Raw genomic sequence first — 19,389 nt, forward strand, 5'->3', positions numbered from 1 at the left:
ATGGCGGGAAGGATTTCCGAAGACGGCGGCGAGCTCGACGAGAACAGCGAGATCAACGTCACGCCCTTCATCGACGTCATGCTCGTTCTCTTGATCATCTTCATGGTTGCCGCCCCGCTAGCAACGGTCGACGTGAAGGTGGATCTGCCGCAATCCGCCGCAAAACCGACGCCGCACGACGACAAGCCGGTTTTCGTGACGCTGAAATCCGATCTCACCCTGGCGGTCGGCAATGAGGAAGCGGCCCGCGAGACCTTCTCCTCCGTGCTCGACCGGGTCAGCGGTGCGAACAGGGAAAGACGCGTTCTCCTGCGCGCAGACCGGCTGGTCGACTACGGCGAGCTCATGGCGGTGATGAACCTCATCCAGCGGGCCGGCTACAGCAGGATCGCTCTGGTCGGTCTCGAGGCGGCGCCTGCGCCCTGACGAACAACGCGTCGCGTTGCGCCCTTTGCGATGCCCCTGCGGGCGGCAACGTTCCTTTTTCTATCCCGAAACGCCGCGGTCGCTTGAAACCGGCGATGCGGCGAATTATGAGCTTAGGCTAGGGCTGCCGGGCAGCCAGGCTGAAGACAGTGCGGTTCGCCCGGCCAAAGGGCGCCGCGCCCATGGGGACACGAGGCAGTATCATGAACTTCGAAGCAGCGCGCACTAAGATGGTGGACAATCAGATCCGGACGACGGATGTGACGTCCCATTCGGTCCTCTCTGCCTTCCTCACGGTGCCGCGCGAAGAATTCGTGCCCGCGAAGATGCGGGAACTCGCCTATATCGATGCCGATATTCAACTCATCGGAGGAGCCGAGCCGCGCTACATCATGGAGCCCTCTCCGCTGGCAAAATTGCTGCAGCTCGCGCAGATTTCCAAGTCCGACGTCGTTCTGGAGATTGGTTGCGGCACGGGCTACGCCTCGGCTTTGCTGTCGCTTCTGGCCGGCTCGGTGGTGGCGCTGGAGGCCGATGAAGCGCTTGCCGCTACCGCAACGGAGACGCTCGCACGCCTCGGCTACGACAACATTGCCGTCGTGACCGGCGATCTCAACAAGGGCTATCCTGCCGAGGCGCCTTACGACGTGATCTTCATCAATGGTGCGGTCGAAACGATACCGGCCGGACTCTTCGAGCAGTTGCGCGATGGCGGGCGCCTCGTGGTCGTTGAAGGCTTTAGTAACGCATCCCGTGCGAAGCTTTACATGCGCGAATCGGGAAGGACGTCCGAGCGGCCCGATTTCAATACGTCCGTGAAGCCTCTGCCCGGTTTCCGCCGTGAGCAGACATTTGTTTTTTGATGGCTCCTCCCATTGAGGTGCCTCATTATATGAGCATCGGCGCAAAAAAGTCGATGTTGCCGATTGGCAACGTGTTGCCTGTTTCTCTTTGAAATGCCCGGGTCGAGTGGTGGTGCACAGTTGTCGCAAAGCCGAATCCGGGGTTCATAGAGCAAAGAAGCGGTGATTTGCCTGCCGGTGCGTGGCTTTGCGCGCCATTACTGGTTGAGCGAATCAACCCGTGGGGACTTGCTACTAACTTGCGGGCGGCAACGCCGCCCGGCTGATCGGAGGTAAGATCGTGTCGTTTGTTCGCAAAACAGCCTTGTGGGCGGCTGTTTCAACCAGCCTGTTGCTTGCGCCGCACGCCGCGTCCGCCGAGTCGATCTTCGGTGCAATGGCCAAGGCCTACGCGAACAACCCGGATCTGAACGCGGCGCGCGCCGGCCTGCGCGCAACCGACGAGGGGGTTCCGATCGCAAAGTCCGGCTATCGGCCGCAGGTGTCCGCCGCGGCGACCGGGACGCTGTCGCGCGTCGATAGCGAGGCGACGGGCACGCGCGACCTTCATAGCGGGCAGATCGGCATCTCGATCACCCAGACCGTTTTCGACGGGTTCCAGACCCTGAACAATGTCAGGGCGGCAGAGTCGACGGTTTTTTCGAGCCGTGAGACGCTGAAGGCCAACGAAATCCAGATTCTTCTGGCGGCCGCACAATCCTACGCCAACATCGCCCGCGACCAGCAGATCGTCTCCATACGCCGCCAGAACCTGGCCTTCCTTCGCGAGCAGTTGAGCGCGGCCGAAGCGCGCCTCGATGTGGGCGAAGGCACCCGTACCGATGTGAGCCAGGCGCAGGCGGAACTCGCCAATGCCCAGTCGCTGCTCGTTGCGGCGGTCGCGCAGCTGAAGCAGAGCGAAGCGGTCTATGTGCAGATCGTCGGCGCGGTTCCGACGGGCATCAGGCAGCCCGGCCCGGCAACCAAGGCCATGCCAAGGTCGCTCGATCAGGCCGTCGCCACGGGCCTTAGGGAAAACCCGCAGATCCTGGCTGCGCAATATGCCGTCGATTCGGCCGGCTTTCAGGTGAAGTCGGCCGAAGGCACCATGTTGCCGGGTGTCGTCCTCCAGGGCGCGGTCACCCGCAACACCGGCAACGTCTCCACGGACAACACCACGGCGAGCATCACGGCCCGGCTCGAAGTGCCGATCTATCAGGGCGGCGCGGAATACGGCCAGATCCGCCAGGCCAAGGAACGCCTCGGCCAGCAGCGGATCCTCGTCGATTCGGCGCGTGCATCGGTGCAGCAGACCGTCGTCTCCGCCCATGCTCAGCTTGAATCGGCGCTCGCCCGCATCACTGCCAGCCGGTCGCAGATTTCCGCCGCCAACCTGGCGCTCGAAGGCGTCGTCGAGGAACGCAAGGTCGGCCAGCGCACGACCCTCGACGTGCTCGACGCGCAGCAGGACGTTCTGAATGCGCAGGAGTCTCTTGCCGTCGCTCAGCGCGACGCCGTCGTGGCGAGCTATGCCCTGCTGGCGGCAATGGGCAGGCTGACCGTGAGGACGCAGGGGCTTCAGGTGGCGGAATACCGCGCGGAGGAGCACTACGAGGCCGTCAAGGACAAGTGGTTCGGCCTGCGCACCGTCGACGGACGATAAGCCAAGTCGCTGCCCGTCGGTAAGCTGAAGAGAGTAGAAACGCTTCGCATCCGGTTGGAATGCGAGGCGTTTCTGCGTTGTGCCTTCCTTTGAAGCATTCGGCGCCTGCCGAGAAAAACAAATCTGTGCAACAATTTCCAAGCGTGATTCGCGGCGTTTGTTTCGATCGTGAACTCACCTAAGGTTTTTGCGGAATCGGGTTCCGGAGCTTCGACCCGGGTCCGACCGCAGAGCAAACGAGGATTGAAATGGCACAGCTCAACGTCGCACGAGAACCTTCGATGGATGAGATTCTCGCATCCATCCGAAAGATCATCGAAAGCAACGAGACGGGGCCGATTGCCGCCTCTGATCCGCAGAGCTTCGAAGACGGCGACGACGACGACATCGAACTGGCAATCGATTCGGAAATGCAAGCCGCCGTGTTCCGGTCGGCCGATGAAGACATCGCATCGATGCGGCGAGCTCCGGCGGTTCCGGAGGAGGAACTGGTTGCCGCCAGGACCCACGGCGCTACGCCGCCGTCGCCGCTTTCCCTCGCGGACGTCGCGGCGCGCGTCAGAGCAGCGTCCGAGCGCCACGGGGCGAGCTACGCCGGACGAGAGCCGCCTCTGACGGAAGCGCGCGAGCTACAGGACAGCCCTGTGCTGACTTCGCGGATGGCTGCGGTCGCCTCGTCCGCCGTTACCCCATCGAGCGTCTCTGTCGAAGCGGCCGCGCCTGCCGCTGCATTGCCGGATACTGCGGCGGAACCGGAAAAGGCGACCTCCCCGGCCAAAGTTAACGAGCAATCGACGACTGCCGATTCGAACTCCGAGGCCGAAAAGGCCAGCGGCGCCATCGTTTCTCCGGCGGTCGGTCGGCAGGTCGCGCGCGCTTTCGACGATCTCGCGCATGCGGTGGAGCAGGGGCCGAGACGCTCGTTCGACGAGATCGCCGAAACCATGCTGCGCCCGATGCTGCAGGAATGGCTGGACGACAATCTGCCGACGCTGGTCGAAAGGCTTGTGCGCGAGGAAATCGAGCGCGTAGCGCGGGGGCCCAGGCGCTGACCGTCGGAAGAGGGCGCCCCTGCGGCTCCCGTTACGGCGTTCTGAACAACGCACCAAGACGCTGTAAGTGATACACCGCGCCGGTGAGGCACGCCTGCGGGCTTTTTTCCCGTTTGTGTTGACTTGCGTCGGCCCTTCCGGTTTACAAAACACTGATATCAATCTTTGAAAATCGGCCCCACAGAATGCTTGACAAGACCTACGATTCCGCCGCCGTCGACCCTCGCATTGCCAAAAAGTGGGACGATGAAAACGCGTTTCGTGCCGGTGCGGGCGCAAAACCCGGTGCAGAAACCTTCTGCATCGTGATTCCGCCGCCCAACGTCACCGGTTCGCTGCACATGGGGCACGCCCTCAACAACACGCTCCAGGACGTCCTGGTGCGCTTCGAGCGCATGCGCGGCAAGGATGTGCTCTGGCAGCCGGGCATGGACCATGCCGGCATTGCGACCCAGATGGTCGTCGAACGCCAGCTCGCCCAGCGCCAGCTCCCGGCTCGCCGCGATATGGGCCGCGAGGCCTTCGTCGAGAAAGTCTGGGAATGGAAGGGTGAGTCCGGTGGCCAGATCTTCAATCAGCTGAAGCGGCTCGGCGCCTCCTGCGACTGGTCGCGCGAGCGCTTCACCATGGATGAGGGCCTGTCGGACGCCGTGATCGAAGTTTTCGTCAGCCTCTACAAGGAGGGGCTGATCTATCGCGACAAGCGTCTCGTCAATTGGGATCCGAAGCTGCAGACGGCGATTTCGGACATCGAGGTGGAGCAGGTCGAAGTCAACGGCCATCTCTGGCACTTGCGCTATCCGCTGGAGGAGGGCGTAACCTATCAGCACCCGGTTACTTTCGACGAGGATGGCAATGCCACCGAGTGGGAGACGCGCGACTATCTGGTCGTCGCGACAACACGTCCGGAAACGATGCTCGGCGATACCGGCGTCGCGGTGCATCCGGAGGACGTCCGCTATAAGGGAATCGTCGGCAAACACGTCATTCTGCCGATCGTCGGCCGCCGCATTCCGATCGTTGCCGACGAGTATCCGGATCCGACCACCGGGACCGGCGCGGTGAAGATGACGCCGGCGCACGACTTCAACGACTTCGACGTCGGCAAGCGTCAGAGGCTGCGGCTCGTCAACGTCCTGACGGCCGACGGCCGCATCACGATCAAGAACAATGAGGATTTCCTGGACGGCCTCGACAATCCCGCGGCGCTCCACGGCGCCTGGGACCAACTCGAGGGCAAGGACCGGTTCGAAGCGCGCAAGCTGATCGTCGAAATCCTCGAGGCCGCCGGCCTCGTCGATCACATCGAGCCGCACAAGCACATGGTGCCGCACGGCGACCGCGGTGGCGTGCCGATCGAGCCGCGGCTGACGGAACAATGGTATGTCGACGCCAAGACCCTGGCGAGGCCGGCGATTGCCGCGGTCCGGGAGGGGCGGACGAGCTTCGTCCCGAAGAACTGGGAAAAGACCTATTTCGAATGGATGGAGAACATCCAGCCCTGGTGCATTTCGCGCCAGCTCTGGTGGGGTCACCAGATACCGGCCTGGTACGGCCCCGACGGCCAGGTCTTCGTCGAAAGGACCGAGGAAGAGGCGCTGCATGCGGCGATCCAGCACTACATCGCCCATGAAGGCCCGATGAAGGCCTATGTCGAAGACCTCCTGGAGAATTTCAAGCCGGGCGAGATTCTGACGCGCGACGAGGATGTGCTCGACACCTGGTTCTCCTCCGCCCTCTGGCCATTCTCAACGCTCGGCTGGCCGCAGGAAACGCCGGAACTCGAAAGATACTACCAGACCGATGTACTGGTGACGGGTTTCGACATCATCTTCTTTTGGGTCGCCCGCATGATGATGATGGGCCTCCATTTCATGAAGGACGCGGACGGCACACCGATCGAACCGTTCCACACCGTCTATGTCCATGCACTCGTCCGTGACAAGAACGGGCAGAAGATGTCGAAGTCGAAAGGCAACGTCATCGACCCGCTGGAACTGATCGACGAGTACGGCGCCGACGCGCTGCGCTTCACGCTGGCGATCATGGCGGCGCAGGGCCGCGACGTGAAGCTCGACCCGGCGCGCATCGCCGGCTACCGCAATTTCGGCACCAAGCTTTGGAACGCGACGCGTTTCGCCGAGATGAACGGCGCGACGAGCAGCGCGGGCTTCATTCCCGAGGCGACCTCGCTGACCGTCAACCGCTGGATACTGACGGAGCTTTCGCGCACGATCCGCGATGTGACCGAGGCGATCGAGAATTACCGCTTCAACGAGGCGGCCGGAAGCCTCTACCGCTTCGTCTGGAACCAGTTCTGCGATTGGTACCTCGAACTCTTGAAGCCGGTCTTCAATGGCGACGATGAAGACGCCAAGCGCGAAGCCCAGGCCTGCGTCGCCTATGTGCTCGACGAAACCTACAAGCTCCTGCACCCGTTCATGCCTTTCATGACTGAGGAGCTCTGGGAGAAGACGGAAGCCCCCGGACGCCAGCGCACGACGCTGCTCTGCCATGCCGAGTGGCCGGCCGCCTTCTATGCGGATGACGCTGCCGCGGAGGAAATCAACTGGCTGATCGACCTCGTTTCGGGCATCCGCTCTGTCCGTGCGGAGATGAATGTTCCGCCCGCGGCACTGGCACCGCTTGTGATCGTCGGCGCCAAGGGTCTGACCGGCGAGCGCCTCGACCGGCATGCCTCGGCGATCAAGCGGCTGGCGCGAGTGGAGACGATCGAGCACGCGGCGGCCGCGCCGCGGGGCAGCGCCCAGATCGTCGTCGGTGAGGCGACTGCCTGCCTTCCGCTCGGCAGCCTGATCGATCTCTCAGCCGAGAAAACGCGCCTCGAAAAGGCGATCGCCAAGGTCGATGTCGAACGGCAAAGGATTTTGGGCAAGCTCGCCAACGAGAAGTTCGTCGCCAATGCGAAGCCTGAACTGGTCGAGGCCGAGCGGGAGCGGCTGGCGGAACTCGACCAGCAGAGGGACTCGCTCGGTGTCGCCCTGAGCCGCGTATCGGAAGCGGGGTAGTTCGTCCTTCCCGGACTTCGGCGCATTGGCCCGAATATCGGAACCGATTTTCGGAGAGCTCGATGCACCGCTTCAAAGCGCTGCAGCGACCCTTGCGCGTCTGAAAAGACCCGCGGAGTTGCAGACACGATCCGCGGCAGCAATGCCGCGGAAACTTTGTCGTTCGATACGACTTCGAGCCGAACGAGCGCTGCGGGCGACCTGGACTTGCAACGACACTCATTGGTTTTGTCGACCGTCTTCCTTGGGTGATACTCGGAACAGGCCCGCAAAAAGCAATATTGTTGTTGCTGCGTCACACTTTGCTGATTTAATGGAATTTCATTTCTGAAGTTGGGGCTGTCTCCCTTGCTGTTGGAATCCTGTTCCTGTTTTCTTTGAGTATGACCGAATCGTGAAATTCTTACGTAAATTCGGTGGCCGATCTGGTCGGGTACAGCGCCGAAGCAGTGTTTGCCATTTCACGCGATCGTGAGGAATATCCCGCCACGGCGGCATGGGGAATGGTCGCTTACGTGAAATTGCAGGGGAGGAGCTGTATGGCTCGAAATGGATTGAAAAGTGCTGGTCTCGCGGCGGTAGCCGGATTGCTTGCTGCGTCGGCGGCACAGGCCGGGGGTCTTGAGCGCGGCGGCTATAATATCGATCTGCTCTTCGATCCGTCGGATTACGCGGCCGAGGCGACCGCGACCTATGTCAATCCGCAGCGCGAACTCAAGAACGTCGTGGACACGGACACTGCGGACTCTAATGCGGTTGCAGAGACATTTGGTGGCGGCAACTTGAACGGTCGCCCGAACAGTGTCGATGACACGGATAGCTATTGGGCGCCCCGCATCGGTTTCAAGGCTGCCTTGGGGGACAGTGTCGACTGTATGGCGGACTACTCGCAGCCGTGGGGTGCTCACCTCAATCCGGGCGAGAACTGGGCCGGCGCCAACTCCAATATTGAAACCAAGGTCGAAAGCGACAACTACGCTGCCACATGCTCCTACAAGTGGGATCTTGGCCCCGGTCAGATGCGCGTCATTGGCGGTGTTTTCTACCAGGAGGTCGGCGGCTTTAAGGAGCGCCTTGTCCAGGACTTCACAGGATTTCCACCGCCATTTTCAAGTCTCTCCGGTGTAGGACGGATCGACCTTGAGGATAGCGGCTGGGGCTGGCGAGCAGGTGTTGCCTACGAAATCCCCGAATACGCCTTGCGTGCGAGCCTAGTCTATAACAGCGCAGTCGACCTCGATCATCTTCGTGGAACAATCGACCTCACGCAGGTCGCATTCTTCGTGCCGGGGATCGGCATATTGAATGGCACGAAGTACGGCGTTCACGGATCTGCATCGATGCCGGACTCCCTGGAGCTCAAGGTCCAAAGTGGCATCGCGCCGGGATGGTTGGCTTTCGGATCCGTGAAGTGGACCGACTGGAGCCAGTTGCAGGTCCTCGAGTTTGAACCCGACGAGGCCGCACTGGGCCGTTTCGGGACGAGCTTGAACTTCCTCTACCGCGACGGTTGGACCATCACCGGCGGCATTGGTCACAAGTTCAATGACCAATGGAGCGGTGCAGTCAGTCTGACCTGGGACCGCGGTACGAGCCACGGCTATGGCGCGCAGACGGACACCTGGACGGTCGGCACCGGCGTCTCCTATACGCCGACCGCCAACGTGGAAATTCGTCTGGCGGGCGTCGCCGGCATAATGACCAGCGGTAGCTCCGGGGCCGTCACCTACCAGGGCGAGGTGATCGGCGACGACGTCTCCTACGACTTCGACAATGATTTCGTCGGCGCCATCTCGACATCGCTGAAAGTCAGGTTCTGATCTCTTCCGTCAAGACGTCCGAGGCCCGGTCATTGCCGGGCCTTTTGCTATGGGTCGCGCGCTTCGCTTATGAGCGCTTTCGAATGTGACGATTCAGCAACACATTTATGGCTATGATTTTGCTAGTATCGGTCAGGGGACATTATGTCCATTTCCCGCCACAAAATGAGAGCACCCATGGTAGCGACAAACGTGCGGAACCGAGTGCTGTGCTTGCGTTAAAGGTAAACTGAGTTTGTGTGCTGTCGTGACATTCCCTGGCAATTCGCGTCTGGAGCGCAGTCGGCGTAATGTCGGCCGCGGGGAGGCGGATGTTTGCCGCCCGCCGGCCGGGCTGTCGCGAGTGGCCGCGCTCAAGGTTCCGATGACGGCGCTCCGGCTCAATGCCGGTGTTCGCAGCGGTGGTGGGTTCAGCGTAGACGCGTGGAACGAAAGAAGCTGATTGTGATGTGCGGGAGTGAATTCAAGTCGTTGAAGGTCGCGGTGCTCGGCATGTCGCTGGCGGTCGGCGCGGCTGCCGCGGGGCCGGCGAGGGCCTTCGATCCGGGCGCCGGCGTGACCAAAGAGTCCGGGCCGTTTGCGCTCTTCAAGTTCGGCTTCTCGGCCTACAAGAACGGCCGAAAGGACGAGGCGGTCGAGGCCTATCGTTACGCCGCCGAAAAGGGGCACACGGGCTCCCGCTGGGCACTCGCCAATATGTATGCCTATGGCGACGGCGTCGCCGAAAACGATCTCGAAGCATTCAAGATCTACAGCGAAATCGCCCAGCAGGGGGTGGAGCCGGGGTCGGAAGACACCGGCTATTTCGTCAATGCGCTGATCTCGCTCGCCGGCTATTACCGGCGCGGCATTCCCGATACCCCTGTGCATGCGGACCTGTCGCGGGCGCGGCAACTTTATTTCCAGGCAGCCTCCGCCTTCGGCGTTGCCGAGGCGCAGTTCCAGTTGGCGCGGATGCTGCTTTCCGGCGAGGGCGGCAGCGTCAACGTCCAACAGGCCAAGAAGTGGCTGAACCGGGCGCGCAAGAACGGCCATGCCGGCGCCATGGGTGTCTTCGGCAGCGTCCTTTTCGACGAAGGACAGAGCATTCGGGGTCTCGCCTATATGACCGCCGCACTCGACCAGTGTTCGCCGAAGGACAGGCCCTGGCTCCAGACCATGCAGGAGCAGGCCTTTTCCCTGGCATCCGAGGACGACCGCCGCGTGGCGATTGCGATGGCGCAGAACTTGCACCTCGGGCAGGACGACTGACCCTCGAGCTTCGATTTCACGCGGCTTCGAACGTGAACTCGGCGGCGACGGGAACGTGGTCCGACGGCTTTTCCCAGGCGCGGACGTGCTTCTCGATCGATGTCGATACGAGCTTGTCGGCCGCCTCCGGCGAGAGCATCAGGTGGTCGATCCGAATTCCGAAATTCTTTTGCCAGCACCCCGCCTGGTAGTCCCAGAAGGAATAGAGCGGCACCTCGTCCGAGGTCGCGCGCACCGCGTCGATAAAGCCGAGATTGCGCAGGCGTCGGAAAGCCGCCCGGGTTTCCGGCAGGAAAAGGGCATCGTTCTGCCAGACCTTCACGTCCCAGCAATCATGGGGCTCGGGAATGACATTGTAGTCGCCCGCGAGAATCACCGGTTCCTCGAGCGCAAGGCGCCGTTCGGCAAACGCCGCAAGACGCTGCATCCACTGGAGCTTGTAGGCGTATTTTTCAGTCCCCACCGGATTGCCGTTCGGCAGGTAAAGGCAGCAGACGCGGATCGCGCCTCCCTTGACGGAAAAGACGCCTTCGATGAACCGCGACTGTTCGTCGGTGTCGTCGCCCGGCAGACCGCGGTTGACTTCGTCCGGCCGTTGTTTCGCCAGCAGGGCAACCCCGTTGAATCCCTTCTGACCATGCGTTTCCACGTGATAGCCGAGCGCCTCGATCTCGCCGCGGGGAAAGGCCTCATCAACCGACTTGATCTCCTGCAGGCACGCGATGTCCGGATTGGACGCCTTGAGCCAGGCGATCAGGCTGTCGACACGTGCCTTGACGCCGTTGATGTTCCAGGTGGCGATCTTCATGGGATGGGGTCTGCCTTTCTTTCTCTCCGGTGATCCTTACCGCGATTCTTTGTAGCGGCTGGCGCGCCGCGCGTCCAATCAGGGCTGAAGCATGGCGCAGCAAACTGGAGCTCCAGCATGAACCTGCGTCCGACTCGATCACTGCTGCAGCCTTGGGTGGCGGAATTGATTCCGGTCCCGGTCTGTCTATAGTCCCGCGCATGATCGCATTCATCCAAGATTACTGGCCGCAATTTCTCGCACTCCTGTCCTTCGCCCTGGGTGCGCCGGCGATCATCCACGCGGCGATGACGAAGGACGATGTGCGTGCCGCCGCGGGCTGGGTGGGCGTGATTCTCCTGTCTCCCATACTTGGCGCCGTCATATATGCGGTGGCGGGCATCAATCGCATTCGCCGTTCGTCGCTGAGCCTGCAACGCTCCCTGTTGCGCTTGAACGGTCCCGATCCATTCCTGCGTTTCGATGTCACGAACGATCACGTGGCGGTCCGCTTCGGCCATCGGTTCGCGGCGATGAAGATATTGGGGGACCGCGTTTCGCGATTTGCGATGTCGACGGGCAATCGCATCACGGTGCTGGAAGGCGGCGACGACGTATATGCGGCGATGCTGGAGGCGATCGCCGCGGCGCGCCGGAGCATTTTGATTGAGAGCTATATCTTCGATCGCGATCGGATCGGACTTCGCTTCGCCGATGCCCTGATTGCCGCGGCAAAGCGCGGGGTCGAGGTGCGCGTGCTGATCGATGCCGTCGGCGCGCGCTACTCCGTTCCGAGCATCGTTGGGTATCTGCAGGAAGCCGGCGTCCCCACGGCCGTGTTCAACGGCAACATCATCATGGGCCTGAGGCTGCCCTATGCCAATTTGCGGACCCATCGCAAGATCATCGTCATAGATGGCGAGGTGGCTTTCGCCGGAGGCATGAACATAAGGGCGGAATTTTCGACGGAGGTCGCGGGCGGAGAGGCCTCCTTCGATACCCATTTCCAGGTTGCGGGGCCGGTCGTCGCCGATATCTTCCAGGTTGCCGCCGAGGACTGGCAGTTCGCGAGGGGCGAGATTCTTGCGGGCGACGCATGGCGGGTCGTCGAACCGGAGGAAATGGAGGGTATGCCGTCCGTCCTGATGCGCGCCGTTCCCTCAGGCCCCGACAACACCAACGAGACCAACCACAAGATGTTGATGGGGGCCTTTTCGATCGCGCGGAAGCACATTCGCGTGATGTCTCCCTATTTCCTGCCGGACAAGGAACTCATCAGCGCGCTGGTGACCGCTGCGCGTAGGGGAGTCGAGGTCGATATCGTCGTGCCGGCAGTCAACAACCTCACTTTGGTGGATCGAGCCATGACGGCGCAGTTCGATCAGGTTCTGAAGGGGCATTGCCGCGTGTGGCGAGCAAAGGGTGCCTTCAATCACTCCAAGCTGATCGTTGTCGACGACCATTGGGTCTATGTCGGCTCGTCCAACCTGGACCCCCGCTCGCTACGGCTCAACTTCGAATTTGATCTGGAAATTCTCGATGACGCCATGGCGCGGGCCATCGGCGAGAAAATCTGCGCCCTCCGGACGAATGCGGAAGAGGTGACCCTCGAGAGTCTGGATGCGCAGCCGCTCCTGAACCGGCTGGCGAATCGGATTCTCTGGCTCGGGTCACCCTATCTGTAGCCCGCATGGGCTCTTTTTTTCAACGTGAGCCCGCGGGTCTCTTCAGACCGAAAAGCTCGTGCCGCAGCCGCAGCTTGCGACCGCGTTCGGATTCTTGATCTGGAACGACTGGCCGAGCAGGTTGTCGACGAAATCAATTTCGGAACCGCCCATATAGACGAGCGAAAGGCTGTCGATCAGGACCTTGGCGTTGTCCTTTTCGAGGACCAGGTCGTCTTCGTTTTCCTTGTCGACAAGGTCGAATTTGTAGGAGAAGCCGGAACAGCCGCCTCCTTCGACGGAGACCCGCATGGCAGTCTTGTCCTTTTCCGCCTGGAGAATGGCGGCAATGCGCTTTGCTGCTGCATCCGAAAGGATCACTGTGTCCTGCATGTTTCTGCCTCCTGCCGGGATCAAGGCCCGGAGAGAATCGTTGTCATCCGAAAGCACCGTGCGTCTGCATGGCGCAGAAACGCCGCTCTCGTCCTGAATGTCTGCATGTCTCTGGCGGAAGGGACATGCGGGTTGCGCTACACCGAAAAGAGCGAGCGACTGGCGGTTTGTCCATCAGACGTCGTTCCGCCGCAAGCATTCCGGCGGGATGTGCACGGCTTTCTTGTAGCACATACTATAGGTATGAAGGCGTGAATGTCCCGTCAATGGATGACCCGACAGGTGTGAAATGACTTTTGACAGACAGGCCCTCGGCTTCGGCTACGGCGAGCATGCGGCCTTCGCCACGGACCCATGGGCTTCACGCGGCCGGCTCTATCCGGAGGCCGCCAGTCCGACGCGATCCGATTTCCAGCGCGACCGCGACCGCATCGTGCATACCACTGCCTTTCGCCGCCTGAAGCACAAGACGCAGGTCTTCATCGCGGCCGACGGCGACCATTATCGCACGCGGCTCACGCACACGATCGAGGTTGCCCAGATCGCTCGCGCGCTCGCAAGGGCGCTGAAACTCGATGAAGACCTCGCCGAGGGCGTAGCCCTTGTCCACGATTTCGGCCACACCCCATTCGGCCATACCGGTGAGGACGCATTGCACGAGGTCCTGGAGCCTTATGGCGGCTTCGACCACAATGCCCAGTCGCTGCGCATCGTCACTAAGCTGGAGCGGCGTTATGCGGAGTTCGATGGCCTGAACCTCACCTGGGAGAGCCTCGAAGGGCTGGTCAAGCACAACGGGCCGCTGATGACGGCCGACGGCAAGGGGACCCGCGGTCCGGTGCCGCAGCCGATCCTCGACTATTGCCAGCTTCATGATCTCGAGCTTGCAAGCTTTGCGAGCCTCGAGGCGCAGGTAGCGGCCATCTCCGACGACATCGCCTACAACACTCACGATATCGACGATGGTCTGCGGGCAGGCTATCTCACTCTCGGCATGCTCGAGGAGGTTCCGTTCCTCGCACGCCTCATGCGTGAGGTTGACGACCGCTATCCCGGCCTGGAGACGAGTCGCTTTACACATGAGATCATGCGTCGGCAGATCACCGCGATGGTCGAGGACGTCATCGGCGTCGCGCAGGCCCGCCTGCGCGATATCCGGCCCCGGAGCGTGGAAGAGGTGCGAAGGGCCGGCATGGCGATCGCGACCTTTTCCGAGGAGATGAGCGAGACCGATCGGCAGATCAAGAACCTGCTGATGACCAGGATCTATCGGCATCCGGAGGTCATGCGCGTGCGGCAGGGGGCGGCGTCGATTGTGACCGATCTCTTTCATGCTTTCATGGCCGATCCGCAATTGATGCGGGAGCACCACTGGGTCGATCAGATCGCCGGGATGGCGGAGCCGGCCCGCGCGCGCCACGTGGGGGATTACCTCGCGGGTATGACCGATACTTTCGCCATCAGCGTGCACAGGCGTTTGTTTGACCATACGCCCGATTTGCGGTAGTGACGCCCCCGCGCGGAGGCTCGAGGTTCCCCACGAACCCGGCCTCCTTTTGAATTTGCGCTACAGCGCCATGCGTCTCGTCAGGCGCAAGGAACTGGAGCACTGTCCAGTTGGGCTGGGAATAGCGGGCGGATCAGATGAATCTTTTCACAGACTTCGAATCAAGAATTAAGAATATTCTGGAATCGCTTGATATCGTTCGTGAAAAACGATCTGATCTCGACTTCGGGCGCATCAGTATCGAGCCGCCGCGCGACGCGGGCCATGGCGACGTGGCGACGAATGCGGCGATGGTCCTTGCAAAGGCGCTGGGCACGAATCCGCGCGCCCTTGCCGATCTCATCATCGACAAGTTGCGCCAGGATCCGGAAGTGGCGGAGGTGTCGGTCGCCGGCCCGGGGTTCATCAATGTCCGCCTCTCGGTCTCCTATTGGCAGAAGCTGCTTGCCACGATGATCAGGATCGGCACGGATTACGGCCGCAGCACCGTCGGCGCCGGACGCAAGGTGAATGTGGAATATGTCTCCGCCAATCCAACGGGGCCGATGCATGTCGGCCATTGCCGCGGCGCCGTGGTCGGCGATGCGCTTGCCAATCTTCTTGCCTTTGCGGGCTATGACGTCACCAAGGAATACTACATCAACGATGCCGGCTCGCAGATCGACGTGCTCGCCCGCTCGGCGTTCCTGCGTTACCGTCAGGCCCTTGGGGAGGATGTGGGCGAGGTTCCCCCAGGGCTCTATCCCGGCGACTATCTCATCCCGGTCGGCGAGGCGCTTGCCGATGAATTCGGCACGAGCCTGCGGATCATGCCCGACGAGAAATGGATGCCGCTCGTCAAGGAGCGTGTGATCGATGCGATGATGGCAATGATCCGCGAGGACCTCTCGGCGCTCAACGTCAATCATGACGTCTTCTTTTCCGAGCGGGCCTTGCACGACAATGGGGCGGCGCGCATTCGCACCGCCATCAACGACCTCACCTTCAAGGGACATGTCTACAAAGGCACGTTGCCGCCGCCGAAGGGCCAGTTGCCGGAGGATTGGGAAGACCGCGAGCAGACACTTTTCCGCTCGACGGAGGTCGGGGACGACCTCGATCGGCCGCTCATCAAGTCCGACGGCACCTATACTTACTTCGCGGCAGACGTTGCTTATTTCAAGGACAAGTTCGATCGCGGCTTCCACGAGATGATCTATGTGCTCGGCGCCGACCATGGCGGCTATGTCAAGCGGCTGGAGGCGCTGGCGCGGGCGATCTCGGACGGAGAGGCAAAGCTGACGGTTCTGCTCTGCCAGCTCGTCAAGCTTTATCGCGGTGGCGAGCCGGTGAAAATGTCCAAGCGTTCGGGCGATTTCGTAACGCTTCGCGACGTGGTCGATGAAGTCGGCCGCGATCCGGTCCGCTTCATGATGCTCTACCGGAAGAGTTCCGAGCCGCTCGACTTCGATTTCGCCAAGGTTACCGAACAGTCGAAGGACAATCCGGTCTTCTACGTGCAATATGCGCACGCCCGCTGCTGCTCGGTGTTGCGCCAGGCTCACGAAGCTTTCCCTGATCTTGACCTGTCCTCGATCGATCTTGCCGGTGCGGTGATGGGCGCGATCGTCGATCCCGCGGAAATGCAGCTAGTCGCCAAGCTCGCAGAATATCCGCGTGTCATCGAGGCGGCGGCACTTTCACAAGAGCCGCACAGGATCGCTTTTTACCTGTATGATCTTTCCGCAGCCTTCCATGGACTCTGGAACAAAGGTAAGGAAAATACGGAATTACGTTTTGTTAACGATAGGAACAGAGAATTAAGCATTGCCAGACTCGGACTGGTGCATGCTGTCGCCTCGGTATTGAGGTCGGGTTTGTCCATAACGGGCACCTCGGCGCCGGAAGAGATGCGGTAGGTCGTGTCACCAATTCCCCACAATACGCTGGCAATTCAACGCAAGCAGTTGTGAGTGGAGAGAATGGCAGACAAACAATTCGCACGAAGCGGGCCGGCGGAGTTCGATACCTTAGCCGATGACGATCCGTTGAGCGAACTTGCCCGCATTGTCGGTTACGATGCTCGGCCAGCCGTTCAGCAATTGCAGGAACTTCAGCGCCATCAGGAGTCGATCCGGCGCGATCCGGCCTTCGATCTCGAAGAAGAGCTGCTTCGTGCCTTCGACAGTTATGATGCTCCGCGCGCCGAGGCGGTTCATCCGGACAGTCGTCTCGTCGAGCATCCGGTAGCCCAGGCCGCCGCGGAGCCAGTCTCCGGGCCGGCCGATGAGGTCGATGCTGCACCCCCGGTCGAACTGCATTCCGGTTCGCACGTGCCCGCCCCCGATCAGGATTCCAGCGAAGTGGTTTCGCTGCGTCCGGCATCCGAGGAAGTCGCTTCGGTTGAGCCGGCCGTTGAAGCGTCCGTCGATGCGGAAGCGGCCCCCGTCGAGCCGCAGGATGAAAGCCCGGCGATAGACATCGATGCTTCGTTCGACCTTGAGCGCGAGCTCGAGCTTTCGCTCGGCCAAGACGACCTAGCGCCCGCCCTGGCGCCCGAACCGGCGCCGGCGCCGAGCGAAGACGCGGCGCAATTGACCTCGCCATTCGAAGCGGAAGACACTCCAGTCTTCGCTGATTGGGAGGAGCCGCTTGCGTCAAGACTGAACGCAGCCGGCCAAGTCCCCGCGCACGGGGAATTGTCAGAGCCTGTCTATGCGGAAGCCGTGTATGTCGATATGGCGGATGGTATCGCCGGGCAGCACGAGGATGTTGGTGGAAGCGCCACGGCTGTCGTCGGACAGCTTGAGGACGCCGTCTCCGAACCCGATGCCTCCGAGCACGTCGATCGACTGTCGGACGATGCTGCGCCTTTCGCCGTTCCGGCGGACGTTGAGGCCCAGGACGTCGGGCAGCCGCCCGTCCTGCCTGCTGCCGAGCCGGTCGCAAGGAAGAGCAGCTATCCCTTCACGCCCATGTTCAGTCGCGCAACCCCTGTCGCGTCGGCAGCCGGCGTCTCCGAGCAGCGCGCCTTCGCCGCGCCGCTCGCGCCCGTTGTCGCCAAGCCTCCGGTTGAATCGGTTCTACTGCCGCAAACCGCGCCGGCCGTATCCGATGAACTGGTGCGCAGCGAACCGGTCGAGGCGGAGCCGGAGCCGAGCATCGACATCGAAGATTTCGAGCTCCAATTGGCCGATATCGCACTCGACAGGGGCGAGGAGGCCATGGGCGCCGGGGACAGCGGCGAAGAGGTCGCGCCCGCGACCGTGGCGGAGGCCCCACCCGTCGCGCACCCGGCGCTGGTCGAGCCGATCGCACAACCTTTCCTTCAGGCGCTGGCGACGCAAGCCGTGCCGGAGACTGATAGCCAGGAACTGCCTGGCGAGACTGCCGGTGTCGAGAGCGTGTCGGCCGATAACCCGCTGCCTTTCGACCCGGCCATGATTGCGGAGACCGATACCGGGGTGGCACCGATCGCCGAGTTGGATGTGCCGCAACTGCCGCATGTCGAGGTGGAAGAAAAGCCCGCTTCCTTCGCAGCCGACTACGATCTCGACATTGATGCAGAGATGGCGCAACTCTTCGGCAATCCGCCACGTGCCACCAAGGGCGGTCCCTCCGCTGCGGGACCGGCCTCGCATGCTGATCCGGCAGGCGATAGTGCGGTGTCGCTTGCTTCCATCAACGATTTCGACGAATTCGAAAAGGCGATGGAGGAGGATTTCCGGCGTTCGATGGAAGAGCGGCGCGGCGAAGCGCAGGATGTCGACCGGTTGGCGGCGCTGCCGCGCGGCGGTGACGACTACGCCGGCGAAGAGGGCTATGGCCGCCGTTCGCAGCGCAGCATGCTGTTGGCGGCAAGCGTGGCCGGCTTCATCATTCTCGGCGGCGCCGGCGTCTATGCCTGGATGGGTGGCAGCAGCGCTACGCTCACCGGCGACGGTCCGAAGATCATTCTTGCGGACAAGGATCCGGTGAAGATCGTCCCCGAGGAGAAGGGCGGCAAGACCGTGCCCAATCAGGACAAGGCCGTCTACGACCGTGTGGCCGGCGCGCGGAGCGATACACCGCGGCAGGATGCGCTGGTGTCCACGACCGAGGAACCGGTGGACGTGGTGCAAAAGACGCTGACGCCGGAGACGCTGCCGCTCGAAGGCAATGATTTTGATGATTCCTTGCCGGGCGTCTCCTCTTCGGAAGGCGAAGAAAACGCGCGGTTGCTGCCGGGTGATTCCGCAGCCGATCCGGCAGCCGAGGAAGAGAGGGCGCCGGCCGTCATGCCGCGGAAGGTCCGCACCATGATCGTCAAGCCGGACGGCACCCTGGTGCCGCGCGAGGAGCAGTCGGTCGAGCCGGAGAGCAGGGCCGCGGCTGTCGCTACACCTCTTCCGGCGACCGCTTCGGCCGAGGCGGGTGCTTCGGGTACTGAGGGCCAGGCCGCGGTTGCCGTGGCGGAAACCGAGATCAAGGGGGCCAGGCAGTCGGCTGGCAGCGAAAATGTCGCGCTCGCGACGCCAACTCAGGCGTCCACGGACGAGCTTACTCCGGTTCGGAGCGTCAAGACGACGACCATCGCAAGCGAAGCCCCGGCGGTGCCGCAGGCACGGCCGGAAGCTCCGGCAAAGCCTGCGGAGAACAAAGCGGCGGAAACCCAGGCGGCGACGGAAACGGCGGCCGCCGATCCTTCCGCAGCGCTTGCCACAGCCACCGTGCCGCCCGGCAGCTATGTCGTCCAGATCGCGTCGCTTCCCTCCGAGGCCGATGCACAGAAAAGCTACAACAATCTCTCGCGGAAGTTCGCGGATGTCATCGGCGGTCGCGGCGTCGACATTCGCAAGGCCGAGATTGCCGGGAAGGGCACTTACTTTCGCGTCCGCATACCGGCCGGCACGCGGGAAGAAGCAAACGCGCTCTGCGCTCGCTACAAAAGCGCCGGTGGAAGCTGCCTCGTGACCAAATAGCCGGCAGCGCGATCG

The 19,389-nt window shown here is 62.1% G+C and carries 13 protein-coding genes; 11 read left to right on the plus strand and 2 right to left on the minus strand.

What is annotated here, in order from left to right; genetic code table 11:
* From exbD to exoR, 7 genes are all read left to right on the plus strand, one after another.
* Positions 1–426 carry a TonB system transport protein ExbD gene (gene exbD, locus EKH55_RS06215; RefSeq protein ID WP_069457807.1) on the plus strand — a complete coding sequence of 142 codons (426 nt, stop codon included), beginning with the start codon at positions 1–3 and terminating at the stop codon, positions 424–426.
* Between the two features lie 203 nt (positions 427–629).
* Positions 630–1,289, plus strand: coding sequence for a protein-L-isoaspartate O-methyltransferase family protein (locus EKH55_RS06220; protein WP_151611174.1), 660 nt, complete (start codon positions 630–632; stop codon positions 1,287–1,289).
* A 277-nt stretch (positions 1,290–1,566) separates the two neighbouring features.
* Positions 1,567–2,931: an outer membrane channel protein TolC gene (tolC, locus tag EKH55_RS06225; protein WP_069457805.1), complete on the plus strand. Its 1,365-nt coding sequence runs from the start codon at positions 1,567–1,569 to the stop codon at positions 2,929–2,931.
* Positions 2,932–3,179: 248 nt separating this feature from the next.
* On the plus strand, positions 3,180–3,983 hold the full coding sequence (locus EKH55_RS06230; protein WP_151611175.1) for a PopZ family protein: 804 nt from the start codon (positions 3,180–3,182) through the stop codon (positions 3,981–3,983).
* Between the two features lie 185 nt (positions 3,984–4,168).
* Complete coding sequence (locus tag EKH55_RS06235) at positions 4,169–7,012, plus strand: valine--tRNA ligase (RefSeq protein ID WP_069457803.1); 2,844 nt, start codon at positions 4,169–4,171, stop codon at positions 7,010–7,012.
* Positions 7,013–7,551: 539 nt separating this feature from the next.
* Complete coding sequence (locus tag EKH55_RS06240) at positions 7,552–8,832, plus strand: outer membrane protein transport protein (protein WP_151611952.1); 1,281 nt, start codon at positions 7,552–7,554, stop codon at positions 8,830–8,832.
* Positions 8,833–9,279: 447 nt separating this feature from the next.
* Complete coding sequence (exoR, locus tag EKH55_RS06245) at positions 9,280–10,083, plus strand: exopolysaccharide production regulator ExoR (protein WP_069457801.1); 804 nt, start codon at positions 9,280–9,282, stop codon at positions 10,081–10,083.
* A gap of 16 nt (positions 10,084–10,099) precedes the next feature.
* On the opposite strand, the gene xth is transcribed toward exoR, so the two are convergent.
* On the minus strand, positions 10,100–10,891 hold the full coding sequence (xth, locus tag EKH55_RS06250; RefSeq protein ID WP_069457800.1) for an exodeoxyribonuclease III: 792 nt from the start codon (positions 10,889–10,891) through the stop codon (positions 10,100–10,102).
* A 200-nt stretch (positions 10,892–11,091) separates the two neighbouring features.
* On the opposite strand from xth, the gene EKH55_RS06255 reads away from it, so the two are divergent.
* A complete protein-coding gene (locus tag EKH55_RS06255) occupies positions 11,092–12,555 on the plus strand; it encodes a phospholipase D-like domain-containing protein (RefSeq protein WP_069457799.1) in 1,464 nt (487 codons plus the stop codon).
* A 42-nt stretch (positions 12,556–12,597) separates the two neighbouring features.
* On the opposite strand, the gene erpA is transcribed toward EKH55_RS06255, so the two are convergent.
* Complete coding sequence (gene erpA / locus EKH55_RS06260) at positions 12,598–12,927, minus strand: iron-sulfur cluster insertion protein ErpA (protein WP_069457798.1); 330 nt, start codon at positions 12,925–12,927, stop codon at positions 12,598–12,600.
* 289 nt (positions 12,928–13,216) lie between these two features.
* On the opposite strand from erpA, the gene EKH55_RS06265 reads away from it, so the two are divergent.
* The 3 genes from EKH55_RS06265 to EKH55_RS06275 all read left to right on the plus strand — a co-directional run bounded on the left by EKH55_RS06265 (position 13,217) and on the right by EKH55_RS06275 (position 19,374).
* Entirely contained in the window at positions 13,217–14,434 is a 1,218-nt protein-coding gene (locus EKH55_RS06265; RefSeq protein ID WP_069457797.1) for a deoxyguanosinetriphosphate triphosphohydrolase, read from the plus strand.
* Between the two features lie 137 nt (positions 14,435–14,571).
* Positions 14,572–16,332: an arginine--tRNA ligase gene (gene argS, locus EKH55_RS06270; RefSeq protein WP_069457796.1), complete on the plus strand. Its 1,761-nt coding sequence runs from the start codon at positions 14,572–14,574 to the stop codon at positions 16,330–16,332.
* Between the two features lie 63 nt (positions 16,333–16,395).
* The gene (locus EKH55_RS06275; RefSeq protein WP_151611176.1) at positions 16,396–19,374 is read left to right on the plus strand and encodes an SPOR domain-containing protein; all 2,979 of its coding nucleotides are present in this window, start codon (positions 16,396–16,398) and stop codon (positions 19,372–19,374) included.
* The last annotated feature ends 15 nt before the right edge of the window (positions 19,375–19,389 follow it).

Source organism: Sinorhizobium alkalisoli (genome assembly GCF_008932245.1).
Taxonomy (GTDB): Bacteria; Pseudomonadota; Alphaproteobacteria; order Rhizobiales; family Rhizobiaceae; genus Sinorhizobium; species Sinorhizobium alkalisoli.